Source organism: Bacillus sp. z14 (2026) (assembly GCF_058313575.1).
In genome coordinates this window covers 15295-36470 of the sequence record NZ_JBZFQK010000001.1, presented here as the reverse complement: position 1 = coordinate 36470, position 21176 = coordinate 15295, and the positions used below count along the sequence as shown (strand labels likewise).

Below are 21176 nucleotides of genomic sequence, written 5' to 3'. Positions count from 1 at the left end.
TCTTGTAACAATTTTTGGATATTATTTGCTTAACAATACTGTATGCCATACACTATTATAGAATTAGGAGGTGAAGGTGTTTTGGATGAACTCATACAATCTCTCATTATCGAATTGCGAAGAGGTACACTTACTCTGGCAGTTTTAAGTCAATTACAAAAACCCGAATATGGATACTCACTCGTTCAATCCCTTGAAGAAAAAAATGTTACTATTGATCCCAGCACACTTTATCCTTTATTGAGAAGATTAGAAAAGCAAGGTTTACTGGTTAGCGATTGGAAGTTAAATGGAAATCGACAGAGAAAATACTACCAATTAAGCCAGAATGGCAAACAGATTTATGAAAAATTAAAGGAAGCATGGTCTGAAACGTCTAATCAGATGGTACAATTGTTAAGAGAGGATGAATGTGATGAGTTTAATTGATATATATATTTATGAAGTTACAAAGTGGCTACCAGAAGAGTCAAAAGAGGAGCTTGCGCTGGAACTCAAAGGGAATATTGAGGATATGCTGCCACATAACTATACTGAAAATGATGTAAAGAACGTTTTGAATAGCTTGGGTGACCCCAGAATTCTTGCTGCCGATTATAGCGGAAATAACCGATATATTATAGGGCCGATTTTTTATGATAGTTATATTCGGGTCTTACTAATAGCTTTTGGTTTGATGGCGGGCTTGGTTTTATTGGGTCATATAGTCAGCGGGATTACGGATTATACCAGTTATTCCTCCGTTGTATCATTTCTAATTGACATGTTTACAGATTCTATCATAGGAATCCTCCAGGCAGCATTTCAGGTATTTACCTGGGTCACCATTACATTTATATTTATAGATAAAATTGCAAATAAAACAAATAGCATCCCCCTTGTAAAGCCAAAATGGAACACTGACCAATTGCAGAGGCGGACTGTTCAAAAGCATAAGTATCAAATATCCAAAGGGGAAGCAATCTTTGGACTCATTTGGACAATTATATGGATCCTAATTCTATTATTTTCTGAATATCTATTAGGCTGGTATGAGACCGTTAATGGCGAGCTTGTTCTGCAAGCCTCCTTGTTTAACCAAGAAGTTCTGAAAACGTATATCCCCCTTTTAATTGCCTTGGCAGTGTTAGAAATAAGTTTAGCGGGATTGAAATACATGATGGGTAAATGGACCTACCATATCGCTATATTTTATACAGTCCAAAGCGCATTTGTTATAGCAATCCTTTATAAAATGCTGTATGACACTACTTTATACAATAGCGATTTTATCGAACGCTTCAATTTATTATTTGAAAAATCTACAAACGGAACATTACCATCAGGTATTATAGCCATCACATTAGCAGTTATTATTTTAATATCTGTGTATGATTGCAGTTTTGCATTTTATAAAGCCTATAAAACTACTAAAAATCAGCAAAAAAAGAAAAAGTAAACAAGAGGGATGCAGGCTTGATAAAGCTGCATCCTTCTTGTTTTACACTTATCTCTTATTTTTATAAAACACATGCTCAACCGATAAACTCTTTTCAATCCGAATAATCCCAAATGAGTATTCAGTTTGGCGTCTTTTATCTGTCGGAGAACCCGGGTTAAATAGAATTGTCCCATTTATGTCTTTATTAACAGGGATATGAGAATGTCCAAAAATAATTAGATCCAGTTCCTCTCCGCTAAATGCTTCAATTGCTCTTCCCTCTGTAGTTCCTTTCTTACCGTGCCCATGTACCAAACCAATTCGATATCCATCTAATGTGAGAATTTTTTGATATCCAAGTTGGTCAATCAGATCCTTTCCATCGACATTGCCACAAACACCATCAACGGGTGCATAGGATTGCAGTTCATCGTATACATTCTTCGTTTGCCAATCACCAGCATGTAAAATAAGATCAGCTGTTTTCAATTCTTCCTTTAAACGCGGTGGAAGTCCTTTTGCCATTCTGGGCATATGGGTATCTGATATCACAATGATTTTCATCGACGATTCACCTCGATATTTTGCTTTGTTGATTCCTTTATATGTCTCTTCAATTCATTCAGAAAAAAGGTACAGTCTTCTAATGTACCGAACACCCTTACCGGAATAATAACAGCATGAATGGCATTCGTATAAATATAAATATAATTTTTCAGCATTTCAATTTGTTTAATATCTTTCCATTCATAGAGTACCTCATACCCACCATCAATCATCTCTGTTAATCCGCTTTTTCCGATGGATAAGCGGTATGTACCAAATAGATTAGGCTCCCTGCTATTTTTATGAAATTTTCTAAACTTCCTTCTGATTATTCTCTCTAAATAGAATGAATAAAAAAGTTCCGGTAAGAGTGCAATGAATAAGCTGATCAAATAGTAAATGGGTGTAATAGGTCGAAAATATAGCCATTGCAGGATTAGTGAAATACATAAAGTAATCAAAAATAATCTTAGTTGTCTATTTCTCATTCTCCGATTGCTTATTTCAGATTGTTTGTTCATGTGGAGATAAAAATTGGTTACATCAGTCAGTTTAAGATCATATGTTAGTTGCATTGTACTTCCTCACATTTTCTATTTCATTTCAACTTTATTGTAACAGGTAATTACAACAAACAAAAAAGACAGCCGACATTATCATTGATAATGTCGGACCGTCCCATAATACTCAATCTTATTGTATTCCGGATAAATAGAAGAAAACTGAACATAAATGGGGCTATCGAGCAACCATGGATAGTAAGCAAACAGCGTTTGATCACCATGTATAATTGCATGTAAGGCTACAGGCATCATCTTTACAAAATGATCATAACGTGATTGGGCCTTTTGTTCATCAAATTCACCTTTACTAATATGAATGTAAACTGTTAGGACAAATTGTCCGTTTAACATACGCCAATCAGCTACAACTTCATCCCGCATCTCCCAGTTGATGTTCAGTGCATCAATCTCACAGCCAATGCTTAAAAACAACTGTCCGGTTAAGTCAGAATGTGTCAATGTATATTTTCTACCCTCTAAAGGTCCTGAAGGGGTTATCGGCGGAATATAGGTCACACTCAATTGTTCTGTCTGGAAGGACATATCTGAAACACTCCTTTAAATAAGAAGATTTTTTTTACTATTCTATGACATCAGCCTAAAAATGGTGCAAATGAAATAGATCGCTATTTTTCTCCTTACTCGTAAACTGGTATGTTAAAACCAGATGTTTACCTTCACAGTCATATAGTGCTTTACCCACTTATATAACATCAAATAATTCTATTTAAAAAATGTTCTACAAAACGTTTTTCGTCCACTTCTACACATACATGAACAAGCGGCCTTTCGTTTCCACTGGGACAGGTTTCCCCTACCCTTTCTCCTTCGAGCTCCACCGAGATGGGTTCTGTCTTCAGTGTGACGAAGCTCTTGTCAATTGCTACTCCAACAGCCAGTGGATCGTGCAGGGCACAACCATTGATGCCAGGAGTGGCCTTCTTATAAAAGTCCATATAAAACTCTGTCATGTCTGCCAAAAAGGAACCGAGTTCATCTTCCTTCTTCCGCCAGTTTGCTAGTTCCTCCTTCTTAAGCAGGGTTTGCATGGTTACATCAAGTCCTACAAGGAAAAGCGGTAGATTAGAGCGGAAAACAAGGTCAGCTGCTTCAGGATCACAATGAATATTTGCTTCTGCATGCGGCGTTACATTTCCTTTACAGAAAACCGCTCCTCCCATGATGATGATTTCATCAAACATAGCAGTTATCTCAGGCGCTTTTTGGAGGGCAAGCGCAAGATTTGTCAGCGGTCCTACACAGATATAAGTAATTTTACCAGGGTTGTTTTTCACCTGCTCAATCAGATAATCAACTGCATGGACCTCTGGTATTTCACTGGGCTTCTCTCCATTAAGTACATTTCCAAGACCATCCTCACCATGTACATGACGAGCATATACTTTTCGCGGTCCACGCCTAAGAGATTCATACGCACCGGCATACACCGGGATATCAAAACAACCCAATTTTTCTAGAACGATTTGCGAGTTTCTTACTGCTTCTTCAACAGGAATATTGCCGAAACACGCAGTGATACCTATTATATCTAATTCCGGTGAATGAACGGCATAAGCTATAGCCAATGCGTCATCTATTCCTGTATCTACGTCTAAGATAACCGATTTCATTATGTTCTCTCCTCTGCTCCTGAAGTATACTTTTTCCCAGTATGATGATTGCTGCATGTAATGTCATGGGTTTGGCCGTCCAATCTTTATTAAACGAAAAACACCTTTTACAAAATTTCACACGAAATTAAATGAGCAAATGGTTTATAAACGTAGGGTACGATATGTATCATTAACAAATAGTTAATTTTCCGAGTGATAAATCCGCTCATTCTAATCATATACTGTGATATCATTGGCTATTTTCACTTAGATTTACGTCTATCTACTATTTTAATTACTTTTTATATAGATTGTAATACATTATATAAAATAATAGCTAGGTAATAATTTTGCCTCGCAATAACGATTATCGCATTACAAATATATCCAATAGTGATATCCTATTAATAGAATAATTTTTTTATATAGGACTATTTTTAAAATATTTGATTGAGGTGGTACTACTGATGGAAGCTCTTTATTATTTTGTTTTAGCTGCTGTTATCGCAACATTTGGAATTAGCTGGGCTGTACGAACAGCAATCAGGGAATTGGTCAATGGCCCAGAAAGAAAAGAAAACATTCAAACTAAGATGTTTATCAAAGTAGCTGTTGTAGAGGCAATTCCCATTATTTTAATCATTTTTGGCTTTATTAACCTATCCTCTTCAAATTCTGACGTTATTTTTCCCCTTATTATAGTAGGTGCAGTTACCATTCTAAATATAATCTCCATCTATGGTACATCCTCTGAAATAACGAATGATTCGAATACCCCAGTGGACTTAAAATCAGCAGTAAAGACTCTCACCATGATGGGTGTCACTTTAGTATTAGCCATACCTACCATAGCTGTTGTAGCTTGTTTTACTGTCATGAATTCATAAAATGCTAGCTGGAGATGTTATATCCTAAAACTGGTTGTCAGCGGTATAAAAAGGCAATTTAATTTATATTAGCAATTTCCGCAATAAAAAGAGCCTCCTTAGTCGAAAACGATACGCAATCCTTACCGACAAGGAGACTTTTTTCATTGAAATATAAATGCTGTTAAACACGCTCACTCATTAAATTCAAAAGGGAATCGTAGATTGTGGGATAAGGTTTTAATTTGGCACCACTTGAACATCCTTTAGCACCCATTGTTCTCCTTTATATACCCAGCTTGATTGAACCTCAGCGATTCGATCAACCACGGATGCGCCGGAAATTTGCTGAATGCCTATCAATTCCTTATGACCATCTTTATCAATGTCTTTTACCTTTAAGGATTTGTATTCACTTACTAATGTTTCAGATGGTTCACTTAATTTCCCTTTTCGATAAACCCCGAGTTTATCATACTTCTTTTTATGATCTTTTAAATCAATTAAGTAGGATTTATTCATTTCTGGTACCATTACAGTGGCTTGATAATTATTTTTGAATGCTCCGTTGATATTTAATGTTTCGGGGAGCTCAATCAGTTCAATTTTATTATTATAGATGCAAAAGGCATAATAATCATTAACTCCTCCGCTACCCCCTGTTGGAATCTCCATCAGAACTTCCAATGTACTGTCGTCATTAAGATCGAGAAACTTAACGGCAGGCTTAAACCCTCCTTGAATCGTTTCCTTTTTAGTTCCCTTTTTTGTTTTTACTACCAACTTGAATTCCTTGTAATACTTTGTCTCCTGATCAAAAGGATTACCATATAAATATACTTGATCCTTCTTCCCGTCTCCTGTCACATCCACTTTATAAGATCCAAGTTCAACTTCCTGGCTCTTTGCATCTTTTTTTGCAGCATCTATGGATACTGGCAGAAGCAAACACCCAACTATCGAAAAAATTATAAAATGATTAATCCATTTCATCATATACTCATCAACTCCCAGGTATAGGATTATTCATTATAGATTGCCTGGAATTTAACTTAATTATGCATATAACTGATGAAAATCAAAGAAAAAAAGCCGTAAACAGATGATCCTGTTTACAGCTTTTTGGATAGAAATTCATTAAAGCTATGAATTTGAAACTTCGGGAGTCTTAACCCATGTTTCAACGATTGGTCCATTTTCTCCTTCATCCATAAAGAACGAACCATTTGAATAGCGATCACTAGGTCGTAATTGGAAGGATGCAACTTCTTCTATCATGCCTTTTTCCGACAAAATCACAATAGTATCAACATCGTTTACAAATTCTATTCCTACTACTCGATGTGGGTTTTTCTTCAACTCTCTCAACATAACAACTCCTCGTTTTGCACGGGAAGTCATTTCAAACTCGCTTCGTTTCATTTTCTTAATAGCGCCCCTCTGTGTGATCAACGCTATCATAGATGAATCAGTTTCAGCAAAAACTTTACCTGCAACTATATAATCATCGTCCTTGAGATTTATGCCTTTAACACCGGCAGCACGTGCTCCCACAGTTGGAATTTCACTTTCAGGGAACATCAATCCATACCCAATAGAAGTAGCCAGGAAGATGTTTTGATTTCCATCTGTTTGATGGATATCCACAACCTGATCATCTCCCTTAAGATTAATAGCTGTTAAAGGTTTTGAATATCTCGTTGCCTTATATAGTGCAAGTTCAGACTTCTTAACTAATCCATTTTTCGTAACAAATAATAAAAACGATCCTTTTTCAAAATCAGAAACTGGAATAGCCTTTAATAGATTCTGATTCTTATCAAGCGGTACGATATTACTGATATGCTGACCAGTATCCTTCCATCTGATATCAGGAAGTAAGTGAACCGGACAGTAAATATAACTACCTTTATCTGTAAATAACAACAAGGTATCGGTTGTATTCATATCCAGCTTATGAAGGAGCCTATCTCCTTCCTTCATTCCATAATCCTGGCCGCCTGAAGCAGTATAAGATCGTAAGCTTGTCCGTTTTATATACCCTTCTTTTGTGACCGTAACAATAACATCTTCGCTTGGAATCAGAACTTCAAGATTAATCTTAATGTCTTGAATTTCAGCTTCTATTAGAGATCTACGTGAATCTGAAAAATCCTTTTTAACTTCTTTTAGTTCTTTTTTAATAACTGCCATTAACTTCTTGTCACTGCCAAGGATAGTTGTCAGCTCTTCAATTTTTTTACGTAGTTCTTCAGCTTCGTTTTCCAATGCCGTAATATCCGTATTCGTTAATCGGTAGAGCTGAAGGGAAACAATCGCTTCTGCTTGTGCCTCTGTAAATGTATATTCCTTTATTAGGTTTTCTTTTGCATCTTTTTTATCCAGAGACGCACGGATTGTTGCGATTACTTTATCAAGAATGGAAATCATTTTGATAAGTCCCTCAACAATATGCTGACGATCACGAGCTTTTGCCAAATCAAATTCAGAGCGCCTTGTTATCACTTCACGGCGATGATCAATATAGGCATCCAGCATTGCTTTTATGCCCATAAGCTGCGGACGTTTCTTATGAATGGCAACCATATTGAAATTATATGTAATTTGCAAATCTGTATTTTTAAATAAATATTGAAGAATAACATTAGAGTCTACTTCTTTTTTTAACTCAATGACAATCCGTAAACCTGTACGGTCGGTCTCATCTCTTACTTCAGAGATACCCTCAAGTTTACGATCAAGGCGCAATTCATCAATTTTTTTAACAAGATTAGCTTTGTTTACATCAAAGGGAAGCTCAGTTATCGTAATTTGCTGTCTGCCACCGCGTAAAGACTCAATCGCCGTTTTACTTCGAATGACAATTTTGCCTTTACCTGTTTCGTACGCCTTTTTAATTCCATCTGCCCCTTGAATGATCCCACCTGTAGGGAAATCAGGTCCTTTTACAGCAGTCATTAGCTCATCAACTGTACAATCCGGATTATCGATTCTCATGATGGTAGCATCAACAATCTCTCCAAGATTATGTGGCGGAATCTCAGTGGCGTAACCAGCTGAGATTCCAGTTGAACCATTTACAAGCAAATTTGGAAATTTAGCCGGCAGCACAATCGGCTCTTCAGCTGTATCATCAAAGTTTGGTACAAAATCGACTGTTTTCTTCTCGATATCTCGTAAAAGCTGGCCTGCAATAGAGGATAAACGTGCCTCCGTATAACGCATGGCTGCCGGAGGATCCCCATCAATACTTCCGTTATTCCCATGCATCTGAATTAATTCACGGCGAAGCTTCCAGTCCTGGCTCATTCTGACCATGGCTTCATAAACAGATGAGTCACCGTGAGGATGGAAGTTACCGATGACCAGACCGACTGTCTTGGCTGACTTTCTATATGGTTTGTCATTGGTATTACCATCCGAATGCATGGCATAAAGGATTCTTCGTTGAACCGGCTTTAATCCATCTCGTGCGTCCGGTAATGCCCTGTCTTGAATAATATATTTACTGTATCGGCCGAAGCGGTCGCCAATCACATCCTCAAGAGGGAGATCGCGGTATTTCTCTGCTGTCATAATACTTCCTCCTCACCAGCAACCGTTAAGTTCTCATTTTCTAAAATATTTCCATCTTCTTCTAAACCAAAAGCAACATTGGCTTCAATCCACTTACGCCTTGGTTCTACTTTATCACCCATTAATGTGGTAATCCGTCTCTCTGCCCGTGCCGCATCATCAATGCATACACGGATCAAGGTACGTTGTTCTGGATCCATAGTCGTCTCCCATAGCTGGTCTGCGTTCATCTCTCCAAGACCTTTGTATCGCTGAAGCATGTATCCTTTTCCAACCTTTTTAATGGTACCTTCTAATTCATCATCATCCCAAGCATATTCTATAACTTCTCTTTTACCGCTTCCTTTACTAACTTTATATAAAGGAGGTAAGGCGATGAATACTTTACCATGTTCAATTAATGGTTTCATATAACGATAAAAGAAGGTAAGCAATAATACTTGGATATGGGCGCCATCCGTATCAGCATCGGTCATAATGACGACTTTATCATAATTGATATCCTCGATGGAGAAATCGGATCCTACTCCACCACCGACAGCATGAATAATTGTGTTTATTTCTTCATTTTTAAAAATATCTTCAAGCTTAGCTTTTTCTGTATTAATAACTTTACCGCGTAAAGGCAAAACAGCCTGGAACCTTCGATCACGCCCTTGTTTGGCAGACCCTCCGGCAGAATCTCCTTCGACGAGGTATAGTTCATTCTTCAATGGATTGCGGGACTGCGCCGGTGTAAGTTTTCCTGAAAGCAACGCTTCCGATTTCTTGCGTTTTTTACCGCTGCGTGCATCTTCTCTTGCTTTTCGGGCTGCTTCTCTGGCCTGAGCCGCTTTAATCGACTTACGGACCAAGGATGTCGCAATATCGGCATTTTCCATTAAATAATAAGATAATTTTTCAGATATAACAGAATCTACCGCAGAACGGGCATCACTGGTACCAAGTTTACTTTTTGTCTGTCCTTCAAATTGTAATAATTCTTCTGGAATTCTTACAGAAATGATAGCAGCCAATCCTTCGCGGATATCTGAACCATCCAGGTTTTTGTCCTTTTCTTTCAGCAAACCGGATTTACGTGCATACTCATTAAAGGCACGTGTAACAGCAGTTTTCATTCCTACTTCATGAGTTCCGCCATCTTTTGTTCTGACATTATTGACGAATGATAAAATATTTTCCGAATATCCATCATTAAATTGAAAAGCAAAATCAACCTCAATATCAGAATGAGTCCCCTCAAAGCTTACAACAGGATGCAATGTATCTTTTTCTTCATTTAGGTAAGAAACAAATGCCTCAATCCCATTCTCATAATAATAAACATCTTTTTCATCCGTACGTAAGTCATGTAATTCAATTTTTAAACCTTTTAATAAAAAGGCAGATTCGCGTAAGCGTTCACTTAAGGTTTCACGATTGTAAACAATGGTAGAGAAAATACTCTCATCCGGTTTAAAATGAATGGTTGTTCCAGTTTGGTTGGTTTTACCAATTTTCTCTAAAGTCGTTACAGGTTTTCCGCCATTTTCAAAACGCTGTTCATAAATAAAACCATCACGCTTAATGGTAACAACAAGCCATTCTGATAAAGCATTTACGACCGATGCACCAACCCCATGTAAACCACCGCTCGTCTTATAGCCACCCTGACCAAATTTTCCTCCTGCATGAAGGATGGTTAGAATAACCTCCGGAGTCGGTTTACCCATTTTATGCATTCCAGTAGGCATCCCTCTACCTTTATCCATTACACTGATGCTATTATCTTTATGAATTTTTACAATAATTTCGTCCCCATGTCCGGCCAATACTTCGTCCACGGAGTTATCAACGATTTCATAAACGAGATGATGCAGGCCTCGTGTGTCTGTGCTTCCGATATACATTCCCGGTCGTTTACGGACAGCTTCTAATCCTTCAAGTACCTGGATGGCATCTTCGTTATAGTCAATAGGTTTTATATTTTTTGCCACTTATGTACCCCTCTCTTTACGTTACAACTTCTATTATATACATATTCTTAAACAAGAACAAATGTTCTTGATAGTATAAACAGCACACTAAAGCTCTATTGCTCTATTTTTACAGATTATTTTTCGTTTCGCAAATAAAGTTTAGATAAAGGTTATGTATACGAGACATCCCGGCTTCCAGTCCCTGTAAAAAACAAATAAAATAAGTCCCTGTATCTTAATTATGGTATCATCTTCGGTGTTTTTACAACTATTAGTTTTTATTACCTACAACATTATAAAACCACCAATGAGCTATTTACGAGCAATTGGTGGCCATTTTTTATTATTTAGTTAATGCATGCTCCACTTTTATGCAACGGTCCATAATGACGGTGTAATCCTTGTCCTTTAGCATTTGGAAGGCCTCTTCATCAATAACTCCCAGCTGTGTCCAAAATATATCGGCGTCGATTTCCAAAAATTCCTTAGCCAGATCCATCACATATTCAGATCGGCGAAAAACATTGACAATATCCACATGCCCCTCAATATCCTTCAATGTCGCAACCGCCTTTACACCCAAAACACTATCCACTGTAGGATTGACCGGGATAATTTCATATCCATTATCCTGCATGGCCTTAGATACCATGTAAGATGTCCGTTCCGGATTATCAGAAAGACCAACGACAGCTATTCGTTTCGCTTTTTTTAAGAGGAGACCAATTTCATCTCTGCTTGGATTTTCTATCATGAATATAGCCCCTTTCAATAATAAAATTTATCCTTATGTATACCCATAGGCTATTATAGAATAAACGGTCAGCGCAGAATAGGGAAGTTAATAAAAATAATTTTTTTATTTTCTTTTTGCAGGTACATGTTAAAATATATTAACCAGTAGTGTAAGAAAGGAACTGTTTATATGTTATATTTTTTGTTTATATTGGCCTATCTGCTAGGTTCAATACCTTCAGGCTTAATTATAGGAAAAGTTTTTTATAACACTGATATACGTGAGCATGGCAGTGGAAACTTAGGAGGAACCAATACATTCCGGACACTTGGGAAAAAAGCCGGAATTATCGTTACAACTATAGATATCTTAAAAGGTACTATGGCCACCTTATTGCCATACATATTTAATATACAAGCTGACCAATGGCCAAGTTGGATTGCTATTCCGTTGATATGTGGCTTATTGGCAGTTATTGGCCATATGTACCCTATATTTGCCGGATTCAGAGGCGGTAAAGCTGTAGCTACATCCGGAGGTATTTTGCTCGGATACGATCCACTTTTATTTGTGATTCTAGTTGCATGCTTTTTTGTATTCTTATACCTAACTAAAATCGTGTCCTTATCTTCTATGTTGATTGCAGTTGTGGCACTTATTTATGCCATGTTTAGCGGAGATCCTTCCATGTTAATCCTAATTATCTTCCTGGCAGGATTTATCTTCTATCGCCATCGCGCTAATATCAAACGTATTATTAATAAAACAGAACCTAAGGTTAATTTGTTTAAACGATGATATAAGACTGTTTTTGGAATCACGATTAGTGGTCCAAAAACAGTCTTTTTTATTTTTGCTAAAAAGAATACAAAAGCAATATTCTCTTCCGAAGTCTTCATCTCATATTCAAACAACAAAGCTCGACCTCTATCGACTGATTACCTAATAGGATTAAACAATCGGATAATTTAGTATAAAATTATCAGTCATATGAAACCATAAAAATACCTTATTTTGCATTTTAATCTAAAAAGTGTCAATATACATGTAGGAATATATTAAAAATATGTACTCATATTTAGAAAAATTTACTAAGCAGGTGAAGAATGAAGAAAAAAATAGCCCTCCTATCATTTTTAATCATTACCGCAGCTATAGGTATACTTATATATCTATACACTCAGGAGATTTTCAATAATTATGAAGAAAAAAACGTAGCTTTAACCCATAATAGGGAAGTTTTCTTATCTGAACGTAACTACCATTCTACTGCTGAAATTGGAGCCATCGGAGATATACTTTTGCATGATAAGGTATATGAAGATGCAGATACTGGTTCTGGTTATGATTTCTCAGATATGTTCGCACCTGTAAAAGACATGCTAAGCAACCCAGATTTTACGATTGCCAATCAGGAATCTATTGCAGCCGGAAGTGACTTGGGGTTATCGGGGTATCCGACATTTAATTCACCTTATGAAATATCGGACACCTTAAAAGACGTTGGAATAGACCTCGTAACCTTAGCAAATAACCATTCCCTCGATAAAGGTGAAAAAGGTATTCTGCGTGCAATCGAGTATTACAATAAAATTGATATGCCTTACGTAGGAATTCATAAGAATGAAGAGGATGCCAAACAAGACCGCATCATGAACGTAAATGGTATTAACATCGGCTTTCTCTCTTACACATATGGAACGAATGGGATTCCTATTCCGGATGGAAAAGATTATTTAGTCAATTACTTAGATGGTAAAAAAGTCTCACAAGATATCAAGGATTTACGCGATAAAGTGGATCTTATACTCATTAATGCTCATTGGGGACTGGAATATCAAAGAAACCCATCTGATGAACAAAGAAAAATGGCAAAATTAATGTCTAATGCAGGTGCAGATATTATTATTGGGCATCATCCGCATGTCCTCCAACCAATTGAATGGATAGAATCCAATCAGAAAAAAACATTAGTTGTCTATTCATTAGGAAACTTCATTTCCGCCCAAAAAAATAACTATAAAGATATTGGCGGTATGGTTACCATTAGCGTTCGTAAAGAATGGTCAGCTAAGGGAACTGAGACCGAAGTAACTAACGTAAACTTCTCTCCAACCTATGTAACTAATCAAAACGACCGTGACTACAGAATAAATACGTTTGGAAGTGAAGATGTATTTGGACAGGAAAAGATCGATAAAGAAAAATTGACTGATTTTATGCTTAGCCATCCATCCATAAAATAAGAATTTAAACTAACGAGCTGTTCCAAATTTGCTTAATTTGCATTGGGACAGTTTTTCTTTTTCAAGTTTAGGAGAGAAAAAGATTAAAAGAGATGGATAAGGGCTATAGAGTATTATAATGATAATCTAACAGCAACTGAGTCTTTATCAGAGATGAATTTTCCGCCGAATAAAAAGTGGGAATTGAAACAGTTTAAACCACTCTAGTGATACACCCTTTTGTTTACTGAGTGTTACCAATCGTTATCTTATTAAAATTATGTCATAATGGTAGTATTCAGTAGTTAGATAGCTCACCTTTATCTGCCAATAAACATATCAGGAGGATTCAAACATGGAAATTACAATCGATGAGCAATCAGCTGCATGGTATAAAGCAGAATTGGAACTTGAAAAAGGCGACTGCCTTCGGTTCTTTCCCCGTTATGGAGGCTATAGCCCTATACAATCAGGCTTTTCTTTGGGAATCAGCAAAGAGGAAGGAAAACAAGCCACTGTTACCTTATTAAAGAATGGAATCACCTATTTTATTAATGAGGATGATATATGGTATTTTGACGGAAATAACCTCAATATAACCTTTGACGAACAGAAGGCTGAGCCCACGTTCTCCTATAGCAAATAAGAACAGAAATCCCCTGTGTACCACTGACACAGGGGATTCTCTTTATCTATTTTCGTTTGATTTCTTCGTATTTTGCATTCCATTCCGGAAATGCTTTTTTAAACTGAATCGGTCTGAAATTATCTTTTTTTACTACAATATGCGTAGTTGTTCCAGTTGCGCAAATTTGATCATGCTGATTCCGGATTTCATATCCATACAGTGTTTTTATTCCATTATTTTCTTCTACCCAAGTATGTACATAGGCCTGATCACCATATCGTAATGGTGTTTTATAGGTTACATGAATATCGTAAACAGGTGCATAATAGCCTGCTTCCTCCATATCCGTATATTTATAGCCCAAATCCTCAATAAGGGCTGTTCTGCCCAGCTCAAACCATTTAAGATAGTTTGCATGATACATAACACCCATCATATCAGTATCTGCGTAAAATAATTGGATTTCTTTTTTTGAAACAAACATTCCCTCTACACTCCTATTCTACAATAGTCCTTTTTCTATTCTAACACATCTTGAAAATCAGTCTTTGTCAGAGTAGAGTAATCGACCGCAGCCAGATCCTCTCCCGTCTGCTCGATTAATCGAACCGCCTGTACCTGTATCGCATTGTCAACCAAATTAATAGCAAATCGTCCATTCCCATCAATCTCAATTAGGTTCAACTTTTCAACTAAGTAATCTTTTGCCGCTTGGTCCAATATATACTGATATTTACGAGCATAATTTTCAATAATTTGCATCAATTCCTCTGTGCTATAATCCGGAAAATGCATGAACTTTTTGAACCTGGATGAAAATCCTGGATTACTGGACAGCAACGCCTTCATCTCATCAGGATATCCTGCCAAGATGATGACAAGGTTTTCATTATGTTTGGTCATCTCATCCACTAAAGTATTCACAACTTCTTTTCCATAATCTGAATTGGAAGAGCTTAGTAAGGAGTAAGCTTCGTCAATAAATAATACACCGCCCAATGCATCCTGAACCTTCTTTTTCGTTTTAATGGCTGTCTGCCCGACATAGCCAGCTACAAAATCAGCACGGCTAGCTACAACTAGATGACCTCTCTTCAACAGTCCACAATCTCGCAGTATTTCCGAGTACAGCTTTGCAACTGTTGTTTTACCAGTTCCAGGATTCCCGGTAAAAACCGCATGAAGCTGGACAGGTACCGTTTTTACTCCAGCCTGTCTCCTGGATTGCTGTATCTTTACAAATGCTGAAAGTTTATGAATTTCCTCTTTAATCATATCCAAACCAACAAGATTCTTTAGTTCTGCCTGGGGATTTCCAGTGAATACAGGAAACTGAGAAGAAAAGTCCTCTTCTTGCAGAAGAAGATAATTTAAAAAGCTTTCATTGGCTTGCTGTTCACCTGTAGAACCTTTATGGAAGATTGCATCCATAACAATTGATTTAACTGTTCTGGCATTACCGAAAGTTTGATCAACCATCTCATATTCAATTCGTTTTTTTAAAGAAGGAATCGCATCAGGAGCGATAAAATAATGATTTTTTTCTGCCGTTTGAATCGCAATTTCAATCATTTCATCCAATGAATAGTCTGGTAACTCCATATAATTAAAATTCGGGAAACGACTGCGCAAACCAGGATTGCTATCCAGAAACTGTCTCATTTCCTCAGGATATCCTGCTAAAATAACAGCGAACCTTCCAGAATACTCTGCACTATCCATAAGAGATATAAGCGTATCTATCACTGTCTGCCCGTAATCTGTTCCTTGTTGGCCCTCTCTTTTTAAGCTGTATGCCTCGTCAATAAAAAGGACGCCTCCTACTGCCTCTTCCACAGCTTTACGAACGTTTTCTTCTGTTTGTCCAACATAAGCTCCAACCAATTTAGAACGATCAACCTCTACAATTTTTTCTTTTGGCAATATCCCTAATTCATAATAGATTTTCCCTAATAATCTGGCCAAGGTAGTCTTACCAGTTCCCGGATTACCCGTTAAAATCATGTTTAGGCTAATATCACCTGTATTATTAAATCCCATTAATTCACGGTGTTTTTGATACTTCAAAAATTGATAAAGCTGGTTAACCCGTTTTTTTATTTCAATCAGCCCAACCATTTCGTTCAACTCTGCTAAGGCACTGGCATGATCCTTTGCATCAACAATTTCATGCTGTGATATAAACTCGTTAAATTGATGAATATGGCTATTCAGCAGATTTAACGAGGATTTTAACTCCTGATAAACAATTGCGGTATGAAAATTCCCACTTAATGTTTCTTCATACTCTTTTGCCGTAGAGAGTACCTTTTGCATACCGTCAAATATATCATTTAAGTATTTTTTAGCAGTAAAGATTAAGTCGGTTTCTGCCAGTTGATTGATTTGCTTTAATGCTTCAGTTGTTCGGTTTATGTAATTGCTTGTTTCATTCATAATCTGCCCTACCGTGTTACGTTTTGCCGTTCTATTATCCGTTTCACGTAAAGTAGGAGTAGAAAAGCCGGTATATAAGTCATTAAACCGACTGAGCTGTTTGGTTTCCAGCAATCGTTGTATTTCAGAGCGATTATCCAATAATCGGTTTGCTTCATCTAATAATAGATAATATAAATCATCTTGTTCCTCTTGCTTACTTCTTTCCAGGGCTAATAAATATAACAGCTTTCCTTCTAAATCTGCCGATATCCCCCACTCACCCTGGCTTTTACATATAAATCGAAGTGCGCCAAGGAGTTCTGCTTTCGTTGGCAGCGAACCTTCTTTAATCAACGTTCTCTCCCACTCGTCAATCATCACTTTATAATTGGTTATTGATAATTCCATCTACTGCTTCATCCTTTTTTAAGTCGATGTCTCCATCCTATCATACAACACGTTCCGAATTAATCATTTTAGCTTAAAGTACGATTTACCAATCAACTATTGAAATTAAACATTCTCTTATTCAGAAGTTCTGTCTTATAGTCGTAAAGGCTGCTTTATTTGACCATCTTTTCACGGGTTATTTTTCTTGAATACTTGGGTTTGGTTTTAAAATCCAGCATGAAGATTTGGAACATAGTTTTTTTAATTCATTAATGAACGCGAAGTAAATTTCCTGGATTCTAACCAACTAAAAAATCTGCCTGTCTCCATTAGGATTCAGGCAGATTTGAGATTAAATTATTCAGCTATTCACCTTTTGTTTGAATCACGTCTGGATGCTTTCCGGATGTATCTTGCATCTGTTTGCCTTTATTTCCACCGGCAGCTCTAGGTTGAGTTCCAATGTGATTTGGTACAAATGACTTGGAATTTTTCTTCGGATTTCCCATTTTATCTTCACCCCTTCTTTCTTATCATGCTTACTTACGCATGACTTATAAGGTGTAGATATTGGATATTACTCCGCTCGTTCCATCATTCTTTTATCGATTCGATCTTCTAGAACTTCCATTGCATGTTTATCCATTATAATTTGTTTTTTATTTTCCAGTATTAAATCTGCTAAAGACATCCGCTTACGCTTTTTCATCGTCAACCACCATCCATACTTTATTTTATAATATCATTGCCTACTTTTTCTGTATTTATAACATTTTTAGAAAATAACGATAACTAATTAGTCTTTAAAATATGAAAAAACAGCCTTCAAGGCTGCTTACATGTTTGCGATATGCTCTTCCATTTGTTTATATTCCATTAACCCTACAACCTTTTTATCAATAACTCCCTCTTCATTAATGAAGAATGAAGTTGGAATGGACACAACCTTATATTTTTTGTTCACTTCACCATCTACATCCAATACAGTCCGAAACGTAAGTTTTAAATCACTCATAAATCCTTTTATATCCTGATCAGAATCTATATTTACGGCTAAAACAACTACATCAGGATGAGATTGTTTAATTTTTTCCATATCAGGCATCTCTTTTTTACACGGATTGCACCAGGTTGCCCAAAAGTTTAACAACACCTTTTTCCCCTTATAATCAGATAGTGTAATTTCCTTTCCATCTGGATCTTTTAATGTAAAGTCGACTGCTTCTTTGCCCTCATCAGCCTTGACAGGTGTATCAGGCTGATTCAACACTTGATAAAATGCTACTCCAATCAGTATCAGCAATAAAAGTGACCCGATGATTTTTTTCACACTAAACTCCCCCAGCCACAAATAGTATATTCCCCACCTGAAATTGTATCAGTATTTCCAATTTTACGAAAGCGTGAAAATCTCATCCTGATAAGATTTACAGAATTCTGATCTTCATATTTACAATTAGTTATTCTAAACAAAAATAAAAAACTGACCGAAGTCAGTTTTTTATCGTTACTTAGTAGATGATGCTTCTTGTAATTTTCCTCGTAAAACCATTGGTAAGATACCGCCATGACGATAATAATCGATTTCCACATCAGAATCAAAACGAACTAAAACATCAAATTTCTTCTCTGTTCCGTCCTCTCCAACTGCAGTTACCTCGATGATGTCACGTGGTTTAACATTTTCATTAACTGGAACAAAGATTCTCTCTTTTCCAGTTAAACCAAGTGTTTTAGCGCTTTCGCCTTCTTTGAATTGAAGCGGAAGTACACCCATTAATACAAGGTTGGAACGGTGAATTCTTTCAAAGCTTTCCGCAATGACCGTTTTAATTCCAAGTAGGTTGGTACCTTTGGCAGCCCAGTCACGGGAGCTTCCCATTCCGTAATCTTTCCCAGCCAATACGATCAAGCCAGTATCATCTTTTTTATATTCCATACATGCATCATAGATAGACATCACTTCACCAGTTGGCCAATACGTTGTATATCCACCTTCAGTGCCTGGAGCAATCTGATTACGGATTCGGATATTAGCGAAAGTACCGCGCATCATAACTTCATGGTTTCCACGACGAGAACCGTATGAGTTAAAGTCACGGATAGCAACTCCTTTTTCACGCAAGTATTTACCTGCTGGTGTATCTTTGCCGATAGATCCAGCCGGAGATATATGGTCTGTTGTAACTGAATCTCCAAATAATCCGACAACGCGCAGTCCGTCAAGCGGTTTTACTTCTGTTGGGTTAGGATCCATATTTACAAAATAAGGTGGGTTTTGAATATAAGTTGAATCAAAATCCCAATTATATAAAGGTTCGTTGCTGGTTTGGATTTCATTCCATCTTGCATTGTCATCGAATACATGCTCATACTCTTTAAGGAAGAGATTAGATGTTACGGTATCCTGTACAAGTTTATTAACCTCTTCACTGGATGGCCAGATATCTTTGAAATAAATATCTTTTCCATCTTTACCTTTTCCAATTGGATCATTCTCAAGATCGATATCCACTGTACCTGCTAAGGCATATGCGACAACCAATGGCGGTGATGCCAAATAGTTTGCTTTTACTAACGGATGAATACGTCCTTCAAAGTTACGGTTACCGGATAAGACAGAAGTAACAAGTAAATCTGATTCAGAAACAGCTGCTTCAATCTCTTCCATTAATGGACCGGAGTTCCCTATACATGTAGCACAGCCATACCCAACAACATTGAAACCAAGTTTATCAAGGTATGTTCCCAGACCAGAATCACGCAAATAGCCTGTAACGACTTTTGATCCCGGAGCTAATGATGTTTTTACGTGATGTGGAACCTGTAATCCTAATTCCACAGCCTTCTTAGCAACTAGTCCAGCACCCAGCATAACATATGGGTTAGAGGTATTCGTACAGCTTGTAATGGCAGCAATGGCAATATCACCTGTTTTCATCGGCGCCTGACGGCCATCATTCAGCTGAACAGTGATTTTTTTATTAATTTCATCTTGACTAAGACCGAATCCTGCATTTCCAACCGGAGCTGTTAAAGCTTGATTGAAGGCAGATTTCATATTAGATAAAGGAATCAAATCCTGCGGACGTTTTGGACCGGATAGATTAGCCTCAATTTCTGAAAGGTCAATCTCAATAATTTTTGTATATCTTGGTTCATCACTGTTTTTATAGTAGAACAAACCGTTTTCTTTACAATATTGCTCAACAATTGCGATATGCTCTTCTGTACGTCCAGTCAAACGCATATAAGTAAGAGATTCTTCGTCAATTGGGAAGAAACCGCAAGTAGCGCCATATTCCGGTGCCATATTTGCGATGGTCGCACGATCTGAAAGTGAAAGAGCGCTCATCCCAGGGCCGAAAAATTCTACAAATTTATTAACCACACCACTTTTACGCAGTATTTCAGTAACTTTTAACGCCAAATCTGTAGCCATTGTTCCGTTTGGCAAGGAATTAATAAACCGTACACCGATAACTTCAGGTACTGGGAAATAAGAAGGTTGGCCAAGCATTCCAGCTTCCGCTTCAATTCCGCCTACACCCCATCCTAATACACCCAGACCATTTATCATGGTAGTATGTGAATCAGTTCCCACTAAAGAATCTGGGAATGTCATATAATCGCCATCCGGCATTTCTACTGAATGTACAACATTAGCCAAATACTCAAGGTTCACTTGGTGAACAATCCCTGTATCTGGTGGAACCGCACGGTAATTATCAAATGCTTTTTGTGCCCAGCTTAGGAATTGGTAACGTTCCGCATTTCTTTCAAATTCTAAATCCATATTAATCTGCAACGCATCTGCAGTTCCATATTTATCAACCTGAACTGAATGGTCGATAACAAGATCAACCGGGATTTCAGGGTTAATTTTACCCGGATCTCCTCCGATATCAGCCATGGCTTTACGTAATGAAGCCAAATCGACTACAGTCGGTACACCTGTGAAATCCTGCAATATTACACGGGAAGGTTTAAAAGGTACATCAATATCGATTGACATTTCCTCTGTTCCCCATTTAGCAAGGTTTTCCACATGTTCCTTTTTAATAGCTCTCCCATCCTGTTGACGCAAAACGCTCTCCAGTAAAACTTTAATGGAATAAGGCAATTTGGAAACTTCTCCAACTCCTGCTTCTTCCAATACATTCAAATTGTAGTAATGATAGCGTTTACCGTCGATTTCAAAAAATCTCCGTGAATCGAACACATCATTTTTCCCCAA

20 protein-coding genes are annotated in these 21176 nt (G+C 37.2%); 6 read left to right on the top strand and 14 right to left on the bottom strand.

Annotated elements, in window-relative coordinates:
• Nucleotides 1-81: 81 nt before the first annotated feature.
• Both AC4G3O_RS00180 and AC4G3O_RS00175 read left to right on the top strand, forming a co-directional pair.
• Nucleotides 82-429, top strand: coding sequence for a PadR family transcriptional regulator (locus AC4G3O_RS00180; protein ID WP_066103914.1), 348 nt, complete (start codon nt 82-84; stop codon nt 427-429).
• The gene (locus AC4G3O_RS00175) at nt 416-1438 is read left to right on the top strand and encodes an HAAS signaling domain-containing protein (protein WP_491135625.1); all 1023 of its coding nucleotides are present in this window, start codon (nt 416-418) and stop codon (nt 1436-1438) included. Before AC4G3O_RS00180 ends, AC4G3O_RS00175 begins: the two co-directional genes overlap by 14 nt.
• A gap of 48 nt (nt 1439-1486) precedes the next feature.
• On the opposite strand, the gene AC4G3O_RS00170 is transcribed toward AC4G3O_RS00175, so the two are convergent.
• The 4 genes from AC4G3O_RS00170 to AC4G3O_RS00155 all read right to left on the bottom strand — a co-directional run bounded on the left by AC4G3O_RS00170 (nt 1487) and on the right by AC4G3O_RS00155 (nt 4160).
• Nucleotides 1487-1984 (bottom strand): metallophosphoesterase family protein, encoded by a 498-nt coding sequence (locus AC4G3O_RS00170; RefSeq protein ID WP_066103917.1) that lies wholly within the window; start codon nt 1982-1984, stop codon nt 1487-1489.
• Nucleotides 1981-2541, bottom strand: a complete 561-nt coding sequence (locus AC4G3O_RS00165; protein WP_491135624.1) for a YcxB family protein — start codon at nt 2539-2541, stop codon at nt 1981-1983. The genes AC4G3O_RS00170 and AC4G3O_RS00165 overlap by 4 nt, the downstream gene beginning before the upstream one ends.
• Before the next feature lie 81 nt (nt 2542-2622).
• Entirely contained in the window at nt 2623-3072 is a 450-nt protein-coding gene (locus AC4G3O_RS00160) for a staygreen family protein (protein ID WP_066103923.1), read from the bottom strand.
• A gap of 170 nt (nt 3073-3242) precedes the next feature.
• Nucleotides 3243-4160 carry a nucleoside hydrolase gene (locus AC4G3O_RS00155; protein WP_491135623.1) on the bottom strand — a complete coding sequence of 306 codons (918 nt, stop codon included), beginning with the start codon at nt 4158-4160 and terminating at the stop codon, nt 3243-3245.
• Between the two features lie 449 nt (nt 4161-4609).
• Between AC4G3O_RS00155 and AC4G3O_RS00150 the strand changes: the two genes are divergently transcribed.
• Complete coding sequence (locus AC4G3O_RS00150; RefSeq protein WP_490553317.1) at nt 4610-5029, top strand: hypothetical protein; 420 nt, start codon at nt 4610-4612, stop codon at nt 5027-5029.
• 219 nt (nt 5030-5248) lie between these two features.
• Here AC4G3O_RS00150 and AC4G3O_RS00145 read toward each other — a convergent pair whose 3' ends face one another.
• From AC4G3O_RS00145 to AC4G3O_RS00130, 4 genes are all read right to left on the bottom strand, one after another.
• Nucleotides 5249-6004 carry a YybI family spore inner coat protein gene (locus tag AC4G3O_RS00145; protein WP_490553319.1) on the bottom strand — a complete coding sequence of 252 codons (756 nt, stop codon included), beginning with the start codon at nt 6002-6004 and terminating at the stop codon, nt 5249-5251.
• A gap of 147 nt (nt 6005-6151) precedes the next feature.
• Nucleotides 6152-8587 (bottom strand): DNA topoisomerase IV subunit A, encoded by a 2436-nt coding sequence (gene parC, locus AC4G3O_RS00140; protein WP_491135929.1) that lies wholly within the window; start codon nt 8585-8587, stop codon nt 6152-6154.
• Nucleotides 8581-10548: a DNA topoisomerase IV subunit B gene (gene parE / locus AC4G3O_RS00135; protein ID WP_373925479.1), complete on the bottom strand. Its 1968-nt coding sequence runs from the start codon at nt 10546-10548 to the stop codon at nt 8581-8583. Before parE ends, parC begins: the two co-directional genes overlap by 7 nt.
• A 337-nt stretch (nt 10549-10885) precedes the next feature.
• Nucleotides 10886-11296 (bottom strand): CoA-binding protein, encoded by a 411-nt coding sequence (locus AC4G3O_RS00130; RefSeq protein WP_148629687.1) that lies wholly within the window; start codon nt 11294-11296, stop codon nt 10886-10888.
• A 171-nt stretch (nt 11297-11467) separates the two neighbouring features.
• On the opposite strand from AC4G3O_RS00130, the gene plsY reads away from it, so the two are divergent.
• The 3 genes from plsY (at nt 11468) to AC4G3O_RS00115 (ending at nt 14149) form a co-directional block, all read left to right on the top strand.
• On the top strand, nt 11468-12076 hold the full coding sequence (plsY, locus tag AC4G3O_RS00125) for a glycerol-3-phosphate 1-O-acyltransferase PlsY (RefSeq protein ID WP_491135622.1): 609 nt from the start codon (nt 11468-11470) through the stop codon (nt 12074-12076).
• Between the two features lie 308 nt (nt 12077-12384).
• A complete protein-coding gene (locus tag AC4G3O_RS00120; RefSeq protein ID WP_491135621.1) occupies nt 12385-13524 on the top strand; it encodes a CapA family protein in 1140 nt (379 codons plus the stop codon).
• Between the two features lie 334 nt (nt 13525-13858).
• Nucleotides 13859-14149 (top strand): HesB/YadR/YfhF family protein, encoded by a 291-nt coding sequence (locus tag AC4G3O_RS00115; RefSeq protein ID WP_139891979.1) that lies wholly within the window; start codon nt 13859-13861, stop codon nt 14147-14149.
• A 46-nt stretch (nt 14150-14195) separates the two neighbouring features.
• On the opposite strand, the gene AC4G3O_RS00110 is transcribed toward AC4G3O_RS00115, so the two are convergent.
• From AC4G3O_RS00110 to acnA, 6 genes are all read right to left on the bottom strand, one after another.
• Nucleotides 14196-14615 carry an acyl-CoA thioesterase gene (locus AC4G3O_RS00110; RefSeq protein ID WP_066103942.1) on the bottom strand — a complete coding sequence of 140 codons (420 nt, stop codon included), beginning with the start codon at nt 14613-14615 and terminating at the stop codon, nt 14196-14198.
• Nucleotides 14616-14650: 35 nt separating this feature from the next.
• Entirely contained in the window at nt 14651-16957 is a 2307-nt protein-coding gene (locus tag AC4G3O_RS00105) for an AAA family ATPase (protein WP_491135620.1), read from the bottom strand.
• 347 nt (nt 16958-17304) lie between these two features.
• Nucleotides 17305-17448, bottom strand: coding sequence for an acid-soluble spore protein N (locus AC4G3O_RS00100; protein WP_066103946.1), 144 nt, complete (start codon nt 17446-17448; stop codon nt 17305-17307).
• Between the two features lie 68 nt (nt 17449-17516).
• A complete protein-coding gene (locus tag AC4G3O_RS00095) occupies nt 17517-17648 on the bottom strand; it encodes an FbpB family small basic protein (protein WP_077248025.1) in 132 nt (43 codons plus the stop codon).
• 126 nt (nt 17649-17774) lie between these two features.
• Complete coding sequence (locus AC4G3O_RS00090) at nt 17775-18269, bottom strand: TlpA family protein disulfide reductase (protein ID WP_066103947.1); 495 nt, start codon at nt 18267-18269, stop codon at nt 17775-17777.
• 177 nt (nt 18270-18446) lie between these two features.
• Entirely contained in the window at nt 18447-21176 is a 2730-nt protein-coding gene (gene acnA, locus AC4G3O_RS00085) for an aconitate hydratase AcnA (RefSeq protein WP_066103949.1), read from the bottom strand.